Origin of the sequence: Streptomyces sp. L-9-10, assembly GCF_004151105.1 — a bacterium.
In the GTDB taxonomy this organism is placed as follows: Bacteria; Actinomycetota; Actinomycetes; order Streptomycetales; family Streptomycetaceae; genus Streptomyces.
The window spans coordinates 202432-221906 of the sequence record NZ_PHRF01000064.1; the positions used below are offsets into that span (position 1 = coordinate 202432).

16 protein-coding genes, 2 pseudogenes and 1 riboswitch are annotated in these 19475 nt (G+C 72.6%); of the genes and pseudogenes, 4 read left to right on the plus strand and 14 right to left on the minus strand.

Annotated features, from left to right (window positions below; translation table 11 throughout):
- Positions 1-129: 129 nt before the first annotated feature.
- Positions 130-1194, plus strand: a complete 1065-nt coding sequence (locus tag CU044_RS17655) for an alkene reductase (RefSeq protein WP_129769660.1) — start codon at positions 130-132, stop codon at positions 1192-1194.
- A 94-nt stretch (positions 1195-1288) separates the two neighbouring features.
- On the opposite strand, the gene thpD is transcribed toward CU044_RS17655, so the two are convergent.
- The 5 genes from thpD to CU044_RS17680 all read right to left on the minus strand — a co-directional run bounded on the left by thpD (position 1289) and on the right by CU044_RS17680 (position 6321).
- Positions 1289-2185 (minus strand): ectoine hydroxylase, encoded by an 897-nt coding sequence (gene thpD, locus CU044_RS17660; protein WP_129769661.1) that lies wholly within the window; start codon positions 2183-2185, stop codon positions 1289-1291.
- A gap of 2 nt (positions 2186-2187) precedes the next feature.
- Positions 2188-2586, minus strand: a complete 399-nt coding sequence (locus CU044_RS17665; protein ID WP_129769662.1) for an ectoine synthase — start codon at positions 2584-2586, stop codon at positions 2188-2190.
- Positions 2587-2733: 147 nt separating this feature from the next.
- The gene (ectB, locus tag CU044_RS17670) at positions 2734-4002 is read right to left on the minus strand and encodes a diaminobutyrate--2-oxoglutarate transaminase (RefSeq protein WP_129769663.1); all 1269 of its coding nucleotides are present in this window, start codon (positions 4000-4002) and stop codon (positions 2734-2736) included.
- A 245-nt stretch (positions 4003-4247) separates the two neighbouring features.
- Entirely contained in the window at positions 4248-4787 is a 540-nt protein-coding gene (gene ectA / locus CU044_RS17675) for a diaminobutyrate acetyltransferase (RefSeq protein ID WP_129769664.1), read from the minus strand.
- Between the two features lie 418 nt (positions 4788-5205).
- The gene (locus tag CU044_RS17680; protein ID WP_129769665.1) at positions 5206-6321 is read right to left on the minus strand and encodes an aminotransferase class V-fold PLP-dependent enzyme; all 1116 of its coding nucleotides are present in this window, start codon (positions 6319-6321) and stop codon (positions 5206-5208) included.
- Positions 6322-6501: 180 nt separating this feature from the next.
- Between CU044_RS17680 and CU044_RS17685 the strand changes: the two genes are divergently transcribed.
- On the plus strand, positions 6502-7593 hold the full coding sequence (locus CU044_RS17685) for an amidohydrolase family protein (RefSeq protein ID WP_129769666.1): 1092 nt from the start codon (positions 6502-6504) through the stop codon (positions 7591-7593).
- 384 nt (positions 7594-7977) lie between these two features.
- Entirely contained in the window at positions 7978-8907 is a 930-nt protein-coding gene (locus CU044_RS17690; RefSeq protein WP_129769667.1) for an SCO1860 family LAETG-anchored protein, read from the plus strand.
- 202 nt (positions 8908-9109) lie between these two features.
- Here the strand turns inward: CU044_RS17690 and CU044_RS39555 are convergent.
- From CU044_RS39555 to CU044_RS39560, 3 genes and pseudogenes are all read right to left on the minus strand, one after another.
- Positions 9110-9358, minus strand: a pseudogene (locus CU044_RS39555) (hypothetical protein); the annotation flags it as partial.
- A gap of 8 nt (positions 9359-9366) precedes the next feature.
- Positions 9367-10434, minus strand: a complete 1068-nt coding sequence (gene cobC / locus CU044_RS17700; protein ID WP_129769668.1) for an Rv2231c family pyridoxal phosphate-dependent protein CobC — start codon at positions 10432-10434, stop codon at positions 9367-9369.
- A 347-nt stretch (positions 10435-10781) separates the two neighbouring features.
- Positions 10782-11138: pseudogene (locus CU044_RS39560) on the minus strand (cobalamin biosynthesis protein); the annotation flags it as partial.
- Between the two features lie 147 nt (positions 11139-11285).
- On the opposite strand from CU044_RS39560, the gene CU044_RS17710 reads away from it, so the two are divergent.
- Entirely contained in the window at positions 11286-12032 is a 747-nt protein-coding gene (locus CU044_RS17710; protein WP_129769670.1) for a ZIP family metal transporter, read from the plus strand.
- Between the two features lie 59 nt (positions 12033-12091).
- Here the strand turns inward: CU044_RS17710 and CU044_RS17715 are convergent, their stop codons facing one another.
- From CU044_RS17715 to CU044_RS17740, 6 genes are all read right to left on the minus strand, one after another.
- Positions 12092-13507: a cobyrinate a,c-diamide synthase gene (locus CU044_RS17715; RefSeq protein ID WP_129769671.1), complete on the minus strand. Its 1416-nt coding sequence runs from the start codon at positions 13505-13507 to the stop codon at positions 12092-12094.
- Positions 13508-13514: 7 nt separating this feature from the next.
- Positions 13515-14114: a cob(I)yrinic acid a,c-diamide adenosyltransferase gene (gene cobO / locus CU044_RS17720; protein WP_129769672.1), complete on the minus strand. Its 600-nt coding sequence runs from the start codon at positions 14112-14114 to the stop codon at positions 13515-13517.
- The gene (locus CU044_RS17725; protein ID WP_129769673.1) at positions 14114-16231 is read right to left on the minus strand and encodes a putative cobaltochelatase; all 2118 of its coding nucleotides are present in this window, start codon (positions 16229-16231) and stop codon (positions 14114-14116) included. The genes cobO and CU044_RS17725 overlap by 1 nt, the downstream gene beginning before the upstream one ends.
- Before the next feature lie 28 nt (positions 16232-16259).
- Positions 16260-17843: a cobyric acid synthase gene (locus CU044_RS17730; protein WP_129769674.1), complete on the minus strand. Its 1584-nt coding sequence runs from the start codon at positions 17841-17843 to the stop codon at positions 16260-16262.
- Positions 17840-18868: a cobalamin biosynthesis protein gene (locus tag CU044_RS17735; RefSeq protein WP_129769675.1), complete on the minus strand. Its 1029-nt coding sequence runs from the start codon at positions 18866-18868 to the stop codon at positions 17840-17842. Before CU044_RS17735 ends, CU044_RS17730 begins: the two co-directional genes overlap by 4 nt.
- A 32-nt stretch (positions 18869-18900) precedes the next feature.
- Positions 18901-19044, minus strand: a riboswitch (cobalamin riboswitch).
- A gap of 203 nt (positions 19045-19247) precedes the next feature.
- Positions 19248-19475: a hypothetical protein gene (locus CU044_RS17740; protein WP_129769676.1), complete on the minus strand. Its 228-nt coding sequence runs from the start codon at positions 19473-19475 to the stop codon at positions 19248-19250.

Sequence of the window (19475 nt, forward strand, 5' to 3'; positions counted from 1 at the left end):
CCCCTGGAATGGACTAGGGTGACGGACGGTTGATTACTTGGCCGACCACATAATGTGTCGGCCGTGTGTCGCGCGCCGCGGCGCCGCCCTCGTTCTTCCCGTTCTTCCACGACCGCTATGGGAGCCCCCATGACCACCGCGTTCGACCCGATCGACCTGTCGGGTACGCAGCTCACCAACCGCATCGCCATGGCTCCGATGACCCGCAGCCGCGCCTTCGGCCCCGGTCACTCGCCCACCGACTCGACGGTGGAGTACTACGCGCAGCGGGCCTCGGCGGGTCTGATCATCACCGAGGGAACCCAGCCCTCCGTGGTCGGTCAGGGCTACCCCGACACCCCCGGACTGCACAGCGCGGAGCAGATCGCGGCCTGGCGCAAGGTCACCGACGCCGTACACGCCGAGGGCGGCAAGATCTTCGCGCAGATCATGCACGCGGGCCGGATCGGCCACCCGGTCCTGCTGCCGGAGGGCCTGGTCCCGGTCGGCGTCTCCGCCGTCGCCGCGCCGGGGCAGGTCTTCACACATGACGGCCCCAAGGACTTCATCGCCCCGCGCGAGCTGACCTCCGACGAAGTACGGGAGACCATCGCGGACTTCGCCGCGGCGGCCCGCAACGCGGTCGAGGCCGGCTTCGACGGGGTCGAGCTGCACGGCGCCAACGGCTATCTGATCCATCAGTTCCTGGCCCCCAACTCCAATCTGCGCACCGACGAGTGGGGCGGCTCCGACGAGGCCCGTATCCGCTTCGCGGTCGAGGTGACCCGCGCGGTCGCGGCCGAGATCGGGGCCGAGCGCACCGCGATCCGGATCTCGCCCGGCAACCCGTACAACGGGGTGTCGGAGCCCGACCCGGAGCCCGTGTACACCGCGCTGGTCAAGCAGCTGGAGCCGATCGGCCTCGCCTATCTGCATCTGATCGAGAACAACCGTGAACTGACGGTCGCGCTGCGCAAGCTGTTCTCGGGGACGCTCATCCTCAACGCGGCGACCGAGGGCTTCACCGGCGCAGACGAGCTGGCGCTGATCGAGGACGGCACCGCGGACCTGCTCTCCTTCGGGGCGCTCTTCCTCGCCAACCCCGACCTGCCGGCCCGGCTCAAGGCGGGCGGCCCGTTCAACGCCCCCGACCCGGCGTCCTTCTTCGGCGGCGACGACAAGGGCTACATCGACTACCCGGCCCTGGAGAGCTGACCCGGACCGGCCGACGGGAAGGGGCGCGGGGCCGGTCATGACGACCGGCCCCGCGCCCCTGCTCGTGTACGCGACGTATCAGCGCACCGACGTGTCAGCGCACCGGGGTGAAGTCTCTGGCCCCGATGAAGTCCGGCCGCGGCACCGGCGCCGCGAACGGCTGCACCGCCGCGTTCTCCACGCTGTTGAACACGATGAAGACATTGCTGCGCGGGTACGGCGTGATGTTGTCGCCCGAGCCGTGCATGCAGTTGCAGTCGAACCAGGTCGCCGAACCGGCCTTGCCCGTGAAGAGCTTGATCCCGTGCTGGTCGGCCAGGGCCGTCAGCGCCTCGTGCGAGGGCGTGCCCGCGTCCTGCATCTTCAGCGACTGCTTGTAGTTGTCCTGCGGGGTCTCGCCCGCGCAGCCCAGGAAGGACTTGTGCGACCCGGGCATGATCATCAGCCCGCCGTTGGTGTCGAAGTTCTCGGTCAGCGCGATGGAGACCGAGACGGTCCGCATGTTCGGCAGACCGTCCTCCGCGTGCCAGGTCTCGAAGTCCGAGTGCCAGTAGAAGCCCGAGGCGCCGAAGCCCGGCTTGACGTTGATCCGGGACTGGTGCACATAGACGTCGGAGCCGAGGATCTGTCGCGCACGGCCCACCACCCGCTCGTCGCGCACGAGTCCGGCGAAGATCTCGCTCATGCGGTGGATCTCGAAGACGGACCGTACGTCCTGGGACTTGGGCTCGATGATCGAGCGCTCGTCCGCCCGTACCGCCGGGTCGGTGATCAGCCGCTCCAGCTCGGCGCGGTAGAGCGCCACCTCGTCCGGGCCGATCAGCTGCTCGACCGCGAGGAAGCCGTCCTGCTCGAAGCGTCCGAGATCGGCCGGCGCGATCGGTCCCGGCGCGTCGGGTGCGGACCAGACGACGGGGTCCTGCCGCGGGGTGGTCACCTCGCCGAGGCCGCGCGTGGGATACAGATCGGTCCGTACGGGGGTGGTGGTCATGGTCAGCCCTCCTCTGTCAGCAGCGGGTAGACACCGTTCTCGTCATGGTCCTCCCGCCCGGTCACCGGTGGATTGAAGACACAGACGCAGCGGAAGTCGGTCTTCGGACGGAGCGTGTGGTGCTCATGGCCGTTCAGCAGATACATGGTGCCGGGGGCGATCCAGTGGGTCTCACCGGTCTCGTCGTTGGTGAGCTCGGCCTCGCCCTCGACGCACAGCACGGCCTCGATGTGGTTGGCGTACCACATCGACGTCTCCGTACCCGCGTACAGGACGGTCTCGTGGAGGGAGAAGCCGACCTTCTCCTTGGCGAGCACGATGCGCTTGCTCTCCCAGGTCCCCGAGGCCGACTTCACATGGCGGTCGGTGTTCTCGATGTCCTTGAACGATCGGACGATCACGGTGCCTTGACGCCTTTCTTTTCTGCGGTCGCTCTATGTGCGCTTTCTTGTGTGGTGTACCGAGTGCCCCCGGCACACTGCATGTCACGTGTCGGTCGTACGCCGAGTGTCGGACGGCGGGTGCCGGCCGCGGCGGCGCCGCGCGGGTCAGGCGGTTTCGCGTACGGCGCGTTCCACCGTGCGCAGCCCCTCGTCCAGCTCCTCCGCGGTGATGGTCAGCGGCGGCAGCAGCTTGACCACCTCGCTCTGCGGGCCCGAGGTCTCCAGCAGCAGCCCCAGCTCGAAGGCGCGGGCGCACACGGCGGACGCGCGGCCCTTGTCCTCGAACTCCATGCCCCAGACCAGACCGCGGCCCCGGACGTCGGGTACGTCGCCGCTGCTCTCGGCGCGGATCGCCAGCAGCGCCCGCTCCACCTGCTCACCGCGGGCGATGGTCTGCTTCTCCATCTGACCGTCGGCCCAGTACGTGTTCAGCGCGGCGGCGGCGGTGACGAACGCCGGGTTGTTGCCCCGGAAGGTGCCGTTGTGCTCGCCGGGCTCCCAGACGTCCAGCTCCGGGGTGAACAGGCACAGCGACATGGGAAGCCCGTACCCGCTGATGGACTTCGAAAGCGTGACGATGTCCGGTGTGATGCCCGCCTCCTCGAACGAGAAGAAGGCGCCGGTACGGCCACAGCCCATCTGGATGTCGTCGACGATCAGCAGCATGTCCTGGCGGTGGCAGAGATCGGCCAGCGCCCGCAGCCACTCGGGCCTGGCGACATTGATGCCGCCCTCGCCCTGGATGGTCTCGACGATGACGGCGGCGGGCTTGTTCAGCCCGGAGCCCTGGTCCTCCAGCAGCCGCTCGAACCAGAGGAAGTCGGGGGTCTGGCCGTCCAGGTAGTGGTCGAACGGCATCGGGGTGCCGTGCACCAGCGGGATACCGGCCCCGGCGCGCTTGAACGCGTTGCCGGTCACGGCGAGCGAGCCCAGCGACATGCCGTGGAAGGCGTTGGTGAAGGAGACGATCGACTCGCGGCCCTTCACCTTGCGGGCGAGCTTGAGGGCGGCCTCGACGGCGTTCGTGCCGGTGGGCCCCGGGAACATGACCTTGTACGGCAGATCACGCGGCCGGAGCACCACGTTCTGGAAGGACTCCAGGAAGGCGCGTTTCGCGGTCGTCGCCATGTCGAGACCGTGGGTGATGCCGTCACGCTCGATGTAGTCGATCAGCGCGCGTTTCAGCACCGGGTTGTTGTGGCCGTAGTTGAGTGAGCCGGCGCCGGCGAAGAAGTCGAGGTAGCCATGACCGTCCTCGTCGGTGAGGCGGGCGCCCTGCGCGCGGTCGAACACGGCGGGCCAGCCGCGGCAGTAGCTGCGTACCTCGGATTCGAGGGTCTCGAAAACGCTCAGTGCGGGCGGGGTGATGGTCACGGGGGTCTCCTGCCGATGGGGGTGTGCGGGTGGAGGGACGAGAGCGGGAGGGTGCTCGGGCTCGGGGCTTGGACGCTCGTGCGCGGTATGCGCGCCGTACGCGACGTGACGCGGCTCAGCACGCTTCCGTGCGTTTCGGCGCGGCATGGCACGTACGTGAGGCACGTGTGTCACGTGCGGCGCGGCGCGGGCGTACCCGGGCGTGGCGGCGCCGGAGCCCTCGGCGGGCTCCCGCGCGGGCCTGCTCAGGGCGAGAGCGGGCCGATGCGGTAGAGCACCTCCGGCTGATGCACCCCGTCGGGGAACAGTCCGCCGTCGAAGAGGACCTCGCGCTTGAGCGTCGCGCCGTGACGTGCGGCGTACGCGGTGAACAGCCGGTCCGAGGCGGTGTTGTCCGGGGTCACGGTCGTCTCGACGGCCGTGATGCCCCGCTCCTCGGTGACCCGGGCGGTCAGCTCGTCGAGCAGGGTGCCGGCGAGGCCGCGTCCGCGGTGGCTCGCGTCGACGGCCACCTGCCAGACGACCAGCGCCTCGGGGCGCTCCGGCCGTACGTACCCCGTGACGAAGGCGATCGGGGATCCTCCCTCGTCACGGGCTACGAGAGAGGTGGCGGCGAAGTCACGACACCAGAGCAAGTAGCTGTACGAGGAGTTGAGGTCCAGGACCTCGGAGTCGCGGGCGATGCGCCAGATCGCGGCTCCGTCCTCCACTCGTGGGGCGTCGGTCGTGAAGGATCGGGGGAATTCGCTTCGGGCGCCTGCAAGGTCTGCTTGTGCGGCGGTCATACGGATTGAATTTACCCAGCAAATTCAAAAGATGCATCTTGGACAGGGGTTGGGTGAGCCGCCGGGCTGTGTTATCGCGCGTGCATGTGGCACCAGGTGCGCTGACCAAGAATCGGGGTAAAATGTAACAGTATGGTGGGGCGAAACGGGCGGATTTGTGGAGTCGGTCACATATCCGTAACGCTCGGGAGGCCGCTCGGAATCATGCCGGGGGCCCTGATGAAATCTTGGCGTTTAGGGCAGAAAAATGGGGGCAGACGAATACGGGAAGCTGCACGGAATAAAGCGTCTTCCCGTATTCGATAATTAATGCTCTCTTCAATTTATGGATACCGCGGCCACATATGATCCGGGAAGCCGCATACCGGGGACCGGCGACGGCACCGCCCTGAAGCGCGCCCTGGGGCGGGTGTGCTGTCTAGGCGGTGGCCCGGCGCGTCCACGCCTCGTCGGCCGCCCGCACCGCCGCTTCCGTGTCCACCGTCCCGCCGGAGCCGTCGAGCGCCGCGCCCAGCGCCAGCAGCGAGGACCGCACCGCGGCCGGGGTCGCGTCGGCGCCGTAGTGGTTGACGCGGATCAGCTCCGCGGCGAGCGCCCCGCCGCCCGCGATCAGCGGCAGCGCCGGATCGGCGGCCAGTGCCTTCGCCACCACGCCCGCGGCGTCCACCCCGGCCGGGGTCCTGAGGGTCGTGGCCACCGGAGCGGCCTCGGCGGCCTCGTGGACGAACGGCGTCAGCCCGCCGCCCAGCGCCAGCGCGCCCGCGCGGGTGGCCGCGGCCGCCGAGGCGTGCCGGGCCATGACCGTCTCCTGGCCGGCCGCCTCGATGCGCTCCACGCACGCCTCCAGCGCCAGCATCTCCAGCTGGGCAGGGGCGTGCGGCAGCGCCCGGCGGTCGCCGTCGATCCAGCGCTCCTTCCAGTCGAGGAGCGAGAGGTACGAGCGGCGCGGGGCCCGGGGATTGGCGGCGAACCGCTCCCAGGCACGCTCGCTCACGGACACCGCCGACACCCCGGCGGGACCGCCCATCGCCTTCTGCGCGCCGATCACGCACAGATCCACTCCCCAGGCGTCGGTGAGCAGCGGTTCTGCGGCCACCGACGCCACGGCGTCCAGCATGAACAGCGCGCCATGGGCCCGTACCACCTCGCCGATCCCCGCGACCGGGTTGGTGTTGCCGGTCGCGGCCTCCGCGTGCACCAGCGAGACGAAGTCGATCTCGGGACGCGCGGCCAGCGCCCGTTCGATCGCCTCCGCGGTCACGGCCGTGTGGAACGGCACCTCCAGGTCCACGACCACCGCCCCGCAGTCGCGCAGCCAGTTCCCGAAGGTCTGCCCGTACGGTCCCGTCACGACGTTGAGCGCGGTGGAACCGGGGCCCGCGCCGCCGCGGATGCAGCCCTCCAGCGGCAGCAGGGCCTCGCCCTGCATGATCACGACATCGTTCTCGGTGGCGAGGAGCGAGGCCACGCGGCGTTCGATGGCGGCGAAGTGCGCGGCGGTCAGCGGAGGCAGGTCCAGCAGCGGGTGTGTCACGGCGGTGCTCTCTTCGGTCGGGCGGGCGGTGGGTCGGGCGGTTCGGTCCGGTTCGGGGGTTCGGTCCGTTCCGTCGGGTGGGCCGGTCCGTGGCGTCGGACACGGGGGTACGGGCCCGGGGCCGTACCGTTGTGCGAACCCCCCGGTCGAGGGTACTCACGCCCTCGTACAGTGCTGCTCATGAGTGATCACACGGTGCTGCGGGTGAAGGGGCGGGTGCTCGTCGGCCCCGAGGAGGCCAGGGACGAACTGTGGGTCGTGGACGGCCGGATCACGTACGACCGGCCGGCCGGCGCCCGCGATGTCCGCACGGTCGAGGGCTGGGCGCTGCCCGGACTGGTCGACGCCCACTGCCATGTCGGCCTCGACCATCACGGCGCGGTCGACGAGGCGACCAGCGAGAAGCAGGCGCTCGACGAGCGCGAGGCGGGAGCCCTGCTGCTCAGGGACGCCGGATCGCCCGTGGACACCCACTGGATCGATGACCGGGAGGATCTGCCGAAGATCATCCGGGCCGGCCGCCATATCGCCCGGACTCGCCGCTACATCCGCAACTACGCCCACGAGATCGAGCCGGAGGACCTGGTCGCGTATGTGGCCGGGGAGGCACGCCGCGGCGACGGCTGGGTGAAGCTCGTCGGTGACTGGATCGACCGCGACGCGGGCGATCTGACGGCCTGCTGGCCGCGCGCCGAGGTCGAGGAGGCCATCGCGGAGGCGCACCGGCTCGGGGCCAGGGTCACCGCGCACTGCTTCGCCGAGGCCGCCCTCCGCGATCTCGTCGAGGCGGGCATCGACTGCGTCGAGCACGCGACGGGGCTCACCGAGAACACCATCCCGCTCTTCGCGGAGCGTGGCGTCGCGATCGTACCGACGCTGGTCAACATCGCCACGTTCCCGCGGCTCGCGGCGGGCGGACAGGACAAGTTCCCGCGCTGGTCGGCGCATATGAACCGGCTGTACGAGCGCCGCTACGACACCGTGCGCGCGGCGTACGACGCGGGCGTCCCGGTCTTCGTCGGCACGGACGCGGGCGGCGGTCTGGCCCACGGTCTGGTGGCGGGCGAGGTCGAGGAGCTGACGAAGGCCGGGATCCCGCCGCTGGAGGCGCTCTCGGCGACCACATGGGGTGCGCGCGAGTGGCTGGGCCGCCCGTCCCTGGAGGAGGGCGCTCCGGGGGATCTCGTGGTGTACGGCGAGGACCCGCGCGCGGACGTACGGGTCCTGGCGGCGCCGCGGCGGATCGTCCTGAACGGGCGGATCGTCGGCTGACCTGACCTGACCTGACCTGACCTGACCCGGCGCGGCGCGGCGCGGAGACGGCCGGGGGGACGGCCGACCAGGGCCGGGCGGCGCCCGGTTGACGTGGGGCGTGACGTGGGACGTTCGGGGTCGTTGAACTCCCTCACCCGTCCCGGTCGGTGCGACGGGCCTACCACTCCGGCACCCTGACGCGCCGTCATCCTTGGGGCCCGAGGAACGCATGTGCCACAAGAATCGAATATGAACCCGGAAACCCCACTTTGGAGTGAACTCACCCCAGGTGTCTGCCGGTTCACTCTCCGTGCGTAAAGATTCCGGTGTCTCGGTCGCCACCGCCCCGTGTCCCCGTTGGGCGGGCCGGCGACACCAAATCTCTTGTGGGGGTTCCACATCTTGAACAGCAACACCTTCCGCATGCCCGCACGCCGCGCCGCCGCCCTGACGGCCGCCGCCGCCCTGACGGCGGGGCCCCTGCTCCTCGCCGCTCCGGCGCGGGCCACCGAGGGCACGGACGACGGACGGGCGACCGCGGTCGTGCTCAGGGCAGGTCTCGACGTGTCCCTGCTCAACAAGACCCTCAACGTGCCTCTGCGGGCCGCCCTGAACGAGGTGTCGGCGCCCGCGAGCGCGGACAAGACGACGCTGAGCGTCCAGCTGGACGGGGTCGACCAGGGCAGGGCCTTCACCGTGCTGCGCGCCGACGTGGCCACCGCGAGGGCGACCGCCGACGCGCGCAAGGCGGAGGGATACAGCAACCTCGCCCACGCGAAGGTGCATGTGCCCGGACTGCCGCTGCTCTCGCTCATCGAGATCCAGGAGGTCACCTCCAAGGCGGTCTGCGCGGCCGGGAAGCGGCCGGTCGCGGAGTCGGAGCTGCTCGGCCAGGTGACCGTGCTCGGCAAGCGGGTCACGCTCTCCGCGGGCGGTCCCACCCGCGTCGAGGTCCCGGGCGTGGGCGAGGTGACACTCGATCTGTCCAAGACGCACACCACGTCCCGTACGGCCGCGGCCAGCGCGCTGGAACTGCGGGTGTCGATCAACCCGCTCAAGCTGAATGTCGCCGAGGTCGAGGGCACCGTCACGCTCGCCGGCGCCACCTGCGAGTCGCCGAAGGCACCCGCGGCCACGACGACGCCGGAACCGGAGGAGTCCGCGCCCGCGAAGGCCGACACGAAGCCGCAGACCGTGGCGGAGCCGGCCGAGGAGAACCTCGCGGAGACGGGCGGCAACTCCATGACGCCGTACCTGGCGGGCGGCGCGGTGGCGCTGCTCGGGGCGGGCGGCGGAGCGCTGCTGCTGGCGAGGGCCGCGCGCCGGCGCTGACCCGCTCCTGCCCGCTGACGTCATGTCAGGGCGGGGCCCGGGGGCGGCCCGGGGGGCCGGGAGCGGGAGGCGCTTCCGGCCCCCCGGGCCTTCGGGCCTTCGTCCGGGAGTGCTTCCGGCCCCTTGGGGCCATCGGCAGGCGGGCCGGTGCTCGGGCGCTGTCCGAGGCCCGGGTGGCGGCCCGCACCGGTCCCGTGAGGTTCAGAAGGCCGGTGCTGTCCGCCCACTGGTCCACGCTGCCCGTCAGCGGCCGTCCCCGTAGCTCCGGATCCGTGACCGTCGCCGACAGCGCCCGCGCGAACCGTTCGGCGTGCAGCACCTGGAACGGCCGGTTGTGATAACTCCGGCACGCCGGATCCACCGGTTCGGCGAGCCCGGACTCGTTCTGGAGCGCGCCCACCGTCTCGTACGCCTCGCACAGCCAGCGTTCCCGCTCCGGGTACTCCGTCGCCGTCCGCGTCAGCCGACCGCCGTCAGCGCCTGGTCCAGGGCCTGGAGGAAACGGTTCGTCGTGGCCCGGTCGCGGACCGCGAGCCGCAGCCAGTCGCGGTCGAGCCCCGGGAAGGTGTCGCCGCGCCGGGCGGCGAAGCCCAGCGTGCGGAGCCTGGCCCGCACCGCGTCCGCGCGCTTCACCCGTATCAGCACGAACGGGCCTTCCGCCGCCTCCACCGTCCGCACCTCATCGAACTCCGCGAGCCCGGCCAGCAGATGCGCGCGCTCCACCGCGATCCGGCACGCCGCCTGCTCCGCCTCCGCCAGCGCGGCGGGGGACATGCACGCCTCCGCCGCCGCCAGCGCGGGCGTCGAGACCGGCCACAGCGGCTGCGCGCGCTCCAGCGCCGTGACGGTGCCCGGCTCGGCCAGGACATAGCCGATCCGCAGCCCCGCCAGGCCCCAGGTCTTGGTGAGGCTGCGCAGCACGACGAGCCCCGGCACGTCCATTCGCCCGGCCAGCCCCTCCGGCTCGCCCGGCACCGCGTCCATGAACGCCTCGTCCACCACCAGCGTCCGGCCGGGACGGGCCAGCTTCGCTATCGCCTCGGCCGGGTGGAGCACGGACGTCGGGTTGGTCGGATTCCCGAGCACCACCAGATCCGCCTCGTCGGGCACGGCCTCCGGATCCAGCCGGAACCCGTCCTCCGGGCGCAGCAGCACCCGCCGCACCTCATGGCCCGCGTCCCGCAGCGCCGCCTCCGGTTCGGTGAACTGCGGATGGACGACCACGGGCCGACGGGCCGGGAGCGCGCGGGCCAGCAGCACGAACGCCTCCGCCGCCCCCGCCGTCAGCAGCGTCCGCTCGACCGGCAGTCCGTGCCGCGCCGCGACCGCCGCGCGGGCCGCCCGCCCGTCCGGGTAGGCGGCGAGCCCGGTCAGCGAGTCGGCGATGCGCGCGCGCAGCCACTCCGGGGGAGTGCCCGTACGGACATTGACCGCGAGATCGATCAGCCCGGCGGCGCCGTCCCGTACTTCCGCGTCGCCGTGGTGGCGCAGATCGTGGCTGTCAGCGCGCGTAGACACGGCAGTCACGGGGGTCGTCGCCGGATATGGCGTCCGGCGTCTGCGACGGGGCCGACGACGGCCGGGGAAACGACAGCCGGGGAAGCGACCGCGATCCCCGCTGCGGGGACGTCACTCCCCGGCTGTTCTCGATGGGCTGGACGACACGGATCACCGGGCTCCTTTCCCTTGCTCCCGCCACCGGTGTCCCCGGGGCGTCACCACACGGTCCGCGCTCTGCCGCGAGGCCGCTGCACTCTGTTTGCCTGTTTGCCTGTCTGTCTGCGTCTGCTTCTGCCTGTCCGGCTGTCCGCCTACTGCCGACACCGACATCATTTCCGCCCAGGCCGGTTCCACTCCGACTGGCTTCTATCCGCCACGGCACAGGTGACCGACGCGGGCCCGGCGCCGGTGCCCGACTTCCGTTTCGGTACGAGCAGTTCGCCCCCGCCCGCGAGCGCTGCCGCCTCGGCGACGGACGGCGTCCCCAGCGCCGCCAGCGGAGCCCCGGACGGATTCGGTACGGCGATCGCGGCCAGCAGCGCGGCCGGGTACCCCCTCAGCGGGACGCCGAGCCGCGCCGCGGCCCCGGCGATCCCCGCCTCGCCGGTCCTGCTCTCGGCCGTGGCCAGCTCGACGAGGGCGCGTGGCGAGAGTCCGGCGTCCCGCAGCGTGGTCCCGATCAGCCCGAGCACCTCCGCCACGGACACGCCGGAGCGCGCGCCGACCCCCACGACAAGCGCCGGCTCCGGCGCGCACCCCGGCTCCGGCTCTGGGGCGCGCTCCGGCTCCCGCCCCGGACATTCCGGCCCCTGCCCCCGCTGTCCCGGCGCGCGCTCCGGATGTGCGAAGTGCCGGTCCGATCCGCTATGCAAGGGCCCATGGCGGTGTTCGTCGCGCTCGGCGCGTTCCTCATGACGCTGTTCGGCGGGTGGACGGCGCAGCGCGTCACCGACCGCCGCCATCTCGTACTGGGCCTGGCCGGGGGGCTCATGCTCGGCGTGGTCGGACTGGATCTGCTGCCCGAGGCGATGCACGCCGCGAGCGGCGAGATCCTCGGGGTGCCCCAGGCGCTGCTGCTGTTCGTGGGCGGCTTTCTCGTAGCCCATCTGGTGGAACGTTTGCTCGCCGTCCGCCGCGCGTCCCACGGCGGCGACCCGCACGGCTCCGGCCCCCCTGCCGGGGAGCGGGTGCCCCAGGTGGGGCTGACCGCAGCGGCGGCCATGGTGGGCCACAGCCTGATGGACGGCATCGCGCTCGGCGCGGCCTTCCAGGTCGGCGGCGGCATGGGCACCGCCGTCGCCCTCGCCGTCATCGCCCATGACTTCGCCGACGGCTTCAACACGTACACGATCACCAGCCTGTACGGGAACGACCGGCGCCGAGCGATCACGATGCTCGTCGCGGACGCGATCGCGCCGGTAGTCGGCGCCGCGTCCACCCTGCTGTTCACCCTCCCGGCAGAAGCGCTCGGCAGCTACCTCGGCTTCTTCGCGGGCGTCCTGCTCTATCTCGCCGCCGCCGAGATCCTGCCCGAGGCGCACCACGACCACCCCGCGCGCTCCACGCTGCTCTGCACGGTCCTCGGCGTGGGCTTCATCTGGGTGGTGGTCGGCGTCGCCGACTGACCCGGGGCACACGGGGCACACGGGGCACCCGGGGCGCGCGTGCCCCGCCGGCCCCTCCGTCACGCCGTACATCTCTCCACGAACCGCCGCGCCAGCTCCGGCGCCGCCGCCCAGTGCGTATGCAGATAGCTCGCGTGCACGCCCCCCTGTACGAACCCCTCCACCCTGCGCTCGGGATGCACCACGCCCCACGCCGGAGCCGCACCGGCGCCCGGCTCCAGCAACGTCCGGTGGAACTCATGCCCGCGTACACGCGTACCGGCCCGCGCCAGCGCGCTGTCGCCGACCGCCACCGCCTCCCGGTAGCCCAGCGTCAGCCGTCCCGACATCCGCGCGTCGGCGGCCAGCACCCCGCACATCGGCGCCCCGTCCAGGGAGCGCGCCAGATACAGCAGCCCGGCGCACTCGGCGGCCACCGGAGCGCCGGAGTACGCCAGCTCCGCCACGGCCTTGCGCAGCGGCTCATTGGCCGACAGCTCCGGCGCGTACACCTCGGGGAACCCGCCGCCGATCACCAGACCCCTGGTGCCCGCCGGGAGTTCCTCGTCCCGCAGCGGATCGAACGGGACGACGTCCGCGCCCGCCGCCGCCAGCAGCTCGGTGTGCTCCGCGTACGAGAAGGTGAAGGCGGACCCGCCGGCCACCGCGATCACCGGCCGGCCCGCGCCCGCCACGGGGGCGACCGGCTCGACCGCCGGCTCCCACGGCGTCACATCGAGCGCCGGCGCACTGCGCGCGAGCGCCAGCAGCGCCTCCAGATCGCACCCCGCCCGCACCCGCGCGGCCAGCTCCCGCATCGACCCGACCGCCTCCGCGCGCCGCTCGGCGACCGGCACCAGACCCAGATGGCGCGAGGGCGCGGTGACCCCGTCGGCGCGCCGCAGCACCCCCATGACCGGTACGCCCGACTCGTCCAGCGCCTCGCGCAGCAGCCGTTCGTGCCGGTCGGTGGCGACCTTGTTGAGGATCACCCCGCCGATCCGTACCTCCGGATCCCAGGAGGCGAAGCCGTGCACCAGCGCCGCCACCGAACGCGACTGCGACGAGGCGTCCACCACCAGGACCACCGGCGCGCGCAGCAGCTTCGACACCTGGGCGGTGGAGGCCAGTTCGCCCTGGCCCGACGCGCCGTCGTAGAGCCCCATCACGCCCTCGACGACCGCCAGGTCGCAGCCCGCCGCGCCATGCGCGAACAGCGGCCCGATCAGACCGGGACCGCACATGTACGCGTCGAGATTGCGGCCCGGCCGGACACGGGCGGCAGCCCCCGGGGCGCCGGCCGGTCCCGAGGCGCCCGCCGCCGCAGGGGAGACGGCCAGCGCGTGATACCCCGGATCGATGTAGTCGGGCCCGACCTTGTGCGGGGACACGGCCAGACCGCGTTCCGAGAAGGCCGCCATCAGCCCCGTCGCGACCGTGGTCTTGCCGCTCCCCGAGGAGGGGGCGGCGATGACCAGGCGCGGGACGTTCACCATGGGACGTTCACCACTCGATACCTCTCTGGCCCTTCTGGCCCGCGTCCATCGGATGCTTGACCTTCGTCATCTCCGTCACGAGATCCGCGAAGTCCATCAGCTTCCCGGGGGCGTTGCGCCCGGTGATCACCACATGCTGGGTGCCGGGGCGTTCGCGCAGCACCTCGATCACCTCGTCGGTGTCCACCCACCCCCAGTGCAGCGGATAGGCGAACTCGTCCAGCACGTACAGCTTGTGCGTCTCGGCCTCCAGATCGCGCTTGACCTGCTCCCAGCCCTCGCGCGCCGCCTCCTCGTTGGAGTACTGCGCGTCGCGCTGCACCCAGGACCAGCCCTCGCCCATCTTGTGCCAGGCGACAGGACCGCCCTCGCCGCTCGCCCCCAGCACCTTCAGCGCCCGCTCCTCGCCGACCTTCCACTTCGCGGACTTCACGAACTGGAACACCCCGACCGGCCACCCCTGCGTCCAGGCGCGCAGCGCGAGCCCGAAGGCCGCCGTCGACTTGCCCTTGCCGGTGCCGGTGTGGACGAGGACGAGTGGGCGGTTGCGGCGCTGACGGGTGGTGAGCCCGTCGTCCGGTACGGATTCCGGCTGTCCCTGTGGCATTAAGCGGCCCTCCTGGGTCGTCCGTTGTGTGCCTGCGCCTGCCGTACATCCCGCTGTACGTCCCTGACCAGGCCCGCGATGCTGTCCGCGCGCAGCTCGTCGAGCGTGATGGCCGTACCCTCCAGATCCGCGGCGAGCGACGCGGCCAGACCGAGCCGTACCGGACCCGACTCGCAGTCCACGACCACCGAGGCGGTCCCCTCCGAGGCGTGCAGCCGCGCCGCACGCGCCGCCAGCGCCACCGGATCAGCGCCGTCCGCCGTCCGCGCGCCGGTCGCCCGGCCGTCCGTCACCACGAGCAGCAGCGGACGCCGCGCCGGGTCCCGCATCCGCTCCACCCGCAGCACGTCATGCGCCTTGAGCAGCCCGGCGGCGAGCGGTGTACGCCCGCCCGTCGGCAGCGACTCCAGCCGGGCCGCCGCCGCGTCCACCGACGAGGTGGGCGGCAGCGCGACCGCCGCCTCCTTGCCCCGGAAGGTGATCAGACCGACCTTGTCGCGCCGCTGGTACGCGTCCAGCAGCAGGGAGAGCACCGCGCCCTTCACCGCGCTCATCCGCCGCCTGGCCGCCATCGAGCCCGACGCGTCGACCACGAACAGCACGAGATTCCCCTCGCGCCCCTCCCGGGTCGCCTGCCGCAGATCGTCCCTGCGCACCACCAGGCCCGGACCGCTGCGCCCGCGCGCCCGCTGGTGCGGGGCCGCCGCCTGTACGGTCGCCGCCAGATGCAGCTTGGTGAGCGCGCCCCTGGGCTGCCGGGACCCGGTCGTCCTGCCGTGTTCGGTACGGGCCCGGGAGCGCCGGCCGGCCGCGCCCTCGCCCAGACCCGGCACGCTCAGCGTCTTCGTACGGAACGGTTCGGCGGCCCGTACCGCGGACTGCTCACCGGCCCCGGCGGGACCCGTCCGCCCCTGGGGCTCCGCCTCCGCGGGCGTGTCGTCCCGCGCCTCCGGGTCGTGCTCGACGGGCGTGTCGTCCTGCCCGGACCCGGACTCGTGCGGCGTGCCGGGGGCTCCGGACCCCTCAGGACCGGACCGCGGCGGGATGCCACCGCCACCGCCGGGCCCGTCAGGACCCGGGTCGTCGTCCCCGCCGTCGCCGTCCTCTCCCTCGAACTCGTCCAGCGTGTCGTCGAGCTTGTCCTCGTCGAGCCCCGGCGCGTCGAAGGGGTTACGGCGCCGCCGGTGCGGCAGCGCCAGCAGCGCGGCCTGCCGTACGTCCTCGGCGAGCACGTCCGTACGCCCCGCCCACGCGGCCAGCGCCGTCGCGGTCCGCGCCATCACGATGTCGGCCCGCATCCCGTCCACCTCGAACGCGGCGCAGGTCGCGGCTATCCGGAGCAGCGCGGCGTCGCCGAGACGCACCTCGGACAGCAGCGCCCGCGCGGCGACGATCCGGTCCCGCAGCGCGGTCTCCTCCTCGGCCCAGCGCGCCGCGAACCCGGCCGGATCGTCGTCGAACGCCAGCCGCCGCCGTACGACCTCCACCCGCTGCTCCGGCTCGCGCGAGGCCGCGACCTCCACGGTCAGCCCGAAACGGTCGAGCAACTGCGGCCGCAGCTCGCCCTCCTCGGGGTTCATCGTCCCGACGAGCAGGAAACGCGCCGCGTGCCGTACGGAGACGCCCTCGCGCTCGACGTACGAGGCGCCCATGGCGGCGGCGTCCAGCAGCAGGTCGACCAGGTGGTCATGGAGGAGGTTGACCTCGTCGACGTAGAGCACCCCGCGGTGCGCGTCGGCGAGCAGACCGGGCTCGAAAGCCTTCACGCCCTCGGACAGCGCCCGTTCGATGTCCAGCGCGCCCACGAGCCGGTCCTCCGAGGCGCCCACGGGCAGCTCGACCATCCGGGCGGGCCTGGACGCGCCGGGAGCCGTCTCGTGCGGCCCGTCGGGGCACCGCGGATCGGGCGCGGCGGGATCGCAGCTGAACCGGCATCCCGCGACGACCGGCACCTCCGGCAGCAGCGCCGAAAGGGCGCGTACGGCCGTGGACTTGGCGGTGCCCTTCTCACCCCGCACGAGCACACCGCCCACGGCGGGGCTCACCGCGTTGAGCAACAGGGCGAGCCGCAGATCGTCCATTCCCACCACGGCGGTGAACGGAAAGGGGGTGCTCATATGCTGATCGCTCCTTCGAAGATGGTCGTCATGGCGCTCCCGGCGGAATGAAGGGCAGCCCCGAGGGCGCGCCCTCCTCGATCAGGCGCATCAGCGCGTCCGTGTCCGCGTGCTCCTCGATGAGGTCACCGAGCAGGTCGAGCTGTTCCTCCCGCAACGCGCCGAAGCTCGTGCCGGGCGCGGGGACGAAACGCCGGCCCGCGGTCCGCGCCACCTCCGTCAGGAACCGCCGCCGGAACGCGTCGCTCTCCAGCGCCCCGTGCCAGTGCGTGCCCGTGACCGCCCCCACCCGGCAGCCGTCCAGCGCCCGCCCGTCCGCGTCGGAGACGAAGGCGTCGCCTCCGCGTACGTCGGCGACGCCGTGATGGATCTCGTACCCCTCCACCGTCTCGCCGAGGGCCAGGCCCACCGGCCTGGCCAGGGTCTTCTCGCGGGCGAACCGCACCCGTACGGGCAGCAGTCCGAGGCCGGGCACCGCGCCCGCCCGGGACTCCACCTCGTCGTCGATGTGCTCGCCCAGGAGCTGGTAGCCGCCGCAGATCCCCAGTACGGGACGGCCCTCGGCGGCCCGCCGGGCGAGCGCGTCGGCGAGCCCGCGTTCGCGCAGCCACGCCAGCGCCCTGACCGTGCCGCGCGTGCCGGGCACCACCACGAGATCGGCGTCGACCAGCTCCTCCGGCCGGTCCACGAACCGCACGACGACCCCCGGCTCCGCCGCCAGCGCGTCCACATCGGTGAAGTTGGACATCAGCGGCACGGCGCAGACCGCGACCCGCAGCACGTCCTCGCCGTACGGGGGAGCCGCCGGCGACTCGCGTACGGCGCCGCGCATCGAGACGCGCAGCCCGTCCTCCTCGTCGATGCCCAGACCGTGCCGGAACGGCAGTACGCCGAGCGTGGATCGTCCCGTGAGCCCGCGGAGCATGTCGAGGCCCGGTTCGAGCAGCGAGACGTCGCCCCGGAATTTGTTGACCAGATAGCCCGCGATCAGCTCCTGGTCCTCGGGGGACAGCAGCGCGGTCGTCCCGAAGAACGAGGCGAAGACGCCGCCCCGGTCGATGTCCCCGACGACCACCACCGGCAGCCGCGCGGCCCGCGCGATGCCCATGTTCACGATGTCGGTACGACGCAGATTGATCTCGGCGGGACTGCCGGCCCCTTCGCAGATCACGGCGTCGTAGGTGCCGCGCAGCCGCTCCAGGCACTCCAGTACGGGCCCGAGCAAGGACTCCCGGCGCCCCTCGTGCGGTGTTCTCCCCGGGGACGCCCCCTGAGAGGTCCCGAAGAAACCCCTGGCGCTCATTTCCCCCACCGGCCGCCCCATCAGCACCACTTGGCTGCTGCGGTCACTGCCGGGCTTCAGCAGGACCGGGTTCATCAGCGCGGTCGGTTCGATCCGGGCGGCCTGGGCCTGCATCGCCTGGGCCCGGCCGATCTCCGCGCCCTCGCGCGTCACGAACGAGTTCAGCGACATGTTCTGCCCCTTGAAGGGCGCGACCTTCACCCCACGGCGCACCAGCCAGCGGCAGATCCCCGCCGTGACCACGCTCTTGCCCGCGTCGGAGGTCGTGCCGGCTATCAGCAGCCCCCCGCCGCGCCCGTCCCCGCTCATCCGCGCCCCCTTCGTCCGGCCCCACGGCGTAGCGCGCGGTGGGCGAGTCCGTACCCGAAACGGCCCGCCACGCAGACCGCGAGGGCGGCCCCGGTCACCCGGCGCGACAGCCGTACGGCCCGCTCGATGTCCGCGACCTCGACCGGCCGGCCCTCGCCGTTCAGCACCGGCCTGTGCTCCACCCGCCCGCCGTACGCGAGCGTCCCGCCCAGCCGTACGCCCAGCGCGCCGGCGAACGACGCCTCCACGGGGCCCGCGTTGGGGCTCGGATGTTTACGGGCGTCCCGCCGTACCGCCCGCAGGGCCGCGCCGGGATCGCCGCCGACACCGCCGGCCAGCGCACCGGCGAGTACGGCGGTCAGCCGGGCGCCCGGCCCGCCCACGACATCGTCGAGCCGGGCCGAGGCCCAGCCGAACCTGCGGTACCGGGGCGAGAGATGACCCACCATCGCGTCGAGCGTGTTCACGGCACGGAATCCGGCGAGCCCCGGCACCCCCGCCACCGCCCCCCACACCAGCGCGCCGACGACCGCGTCGGAGGTGTTCTCGGCGACCGACTCCACAACGGCCCGCGCGATCTGCTGTCCGTCGAGCGCCTGCGGGTCGCGGCCGCACAGATGCGGCAGCCGCTCCCTGGCCCGTTCGACGTCCCCGGCGGTGAGCGCCGCGCCGATGGCCCGTGCCTCCCGTCCCAGTGAGGTGCCGCCGACCACGGCCCAGGTGGTGGCGGCGGTCAGCGCCACGGAGGCGGTGCGGTGGTCGCGTACGCCCCGGGCGGCCAGCGCCGCGATTCCGGCGGCTCCTCCGGCGCACACCACGGTGTGCAGTGCGCCCCAGCCCCGGTGGTCGCGCCACAGCCTCCGCTCTACGGCCGTCGCCGCCCGGCCGAACGCGGCTACGGGGTGGCCCCGGCGCGGATCGCCGAACAGCAGATCGCCCAGGAGGCCCACGGCGGCGCCGTAGGCGAAAGCACGCTCGGCGGGCCGGCTCCGGCCGCGCACGACGGCCGAACGGCGGCCAGACATGGCGAAATGTCCTCACTCAGGGTCCGCGCCCCGGCTCGACGTGATGCGGCGGCGAGAGTTCCTGGCTCCTGGAGACGTGGCTCGCAGTGACAGTGGCGGGACCGCGCCGGATTCGCACCGGCTTCCTCTTCTGCCGTCGTCAATGGCCCCGGAAGTCCACCACGCAGCGCAAACACCCGTCAACTCATCCCTGACCAGCGACGGGACAGTGTGCCGAGCCCCACACGGCACCCCCGCCCCACGGGCACCGAAGAACCGGCCCCGGCGCGCGAACCGGCCCGGCACATGAAACGGCCCGGCACATGAACCGGCCCCGGCGCGTGACGGACGCGCCGGGGCCGGCCCGGGTCGAGGTGGCGCGGCCGTTCCGGCCGCCCGGTCAGGCGACGATCAGATAGATCCCGTACGCGACGGCCGCCACGCAGAGCGCGAAGCAGGTGTACGCGCCCGCGCGGGCCAGCGCCACGGAGCCGGCGGCCCCCCGCGCGCTCGCCGACTCCTGCTTGGCGAGGCCCACGATGCCGAGGGTGAACAGGCCCACGAGGGCGACGGTGGCCACGAGGCTGACACCGAAGACGGAACCGAGTGCTGCCCAGTCGATGTTCAT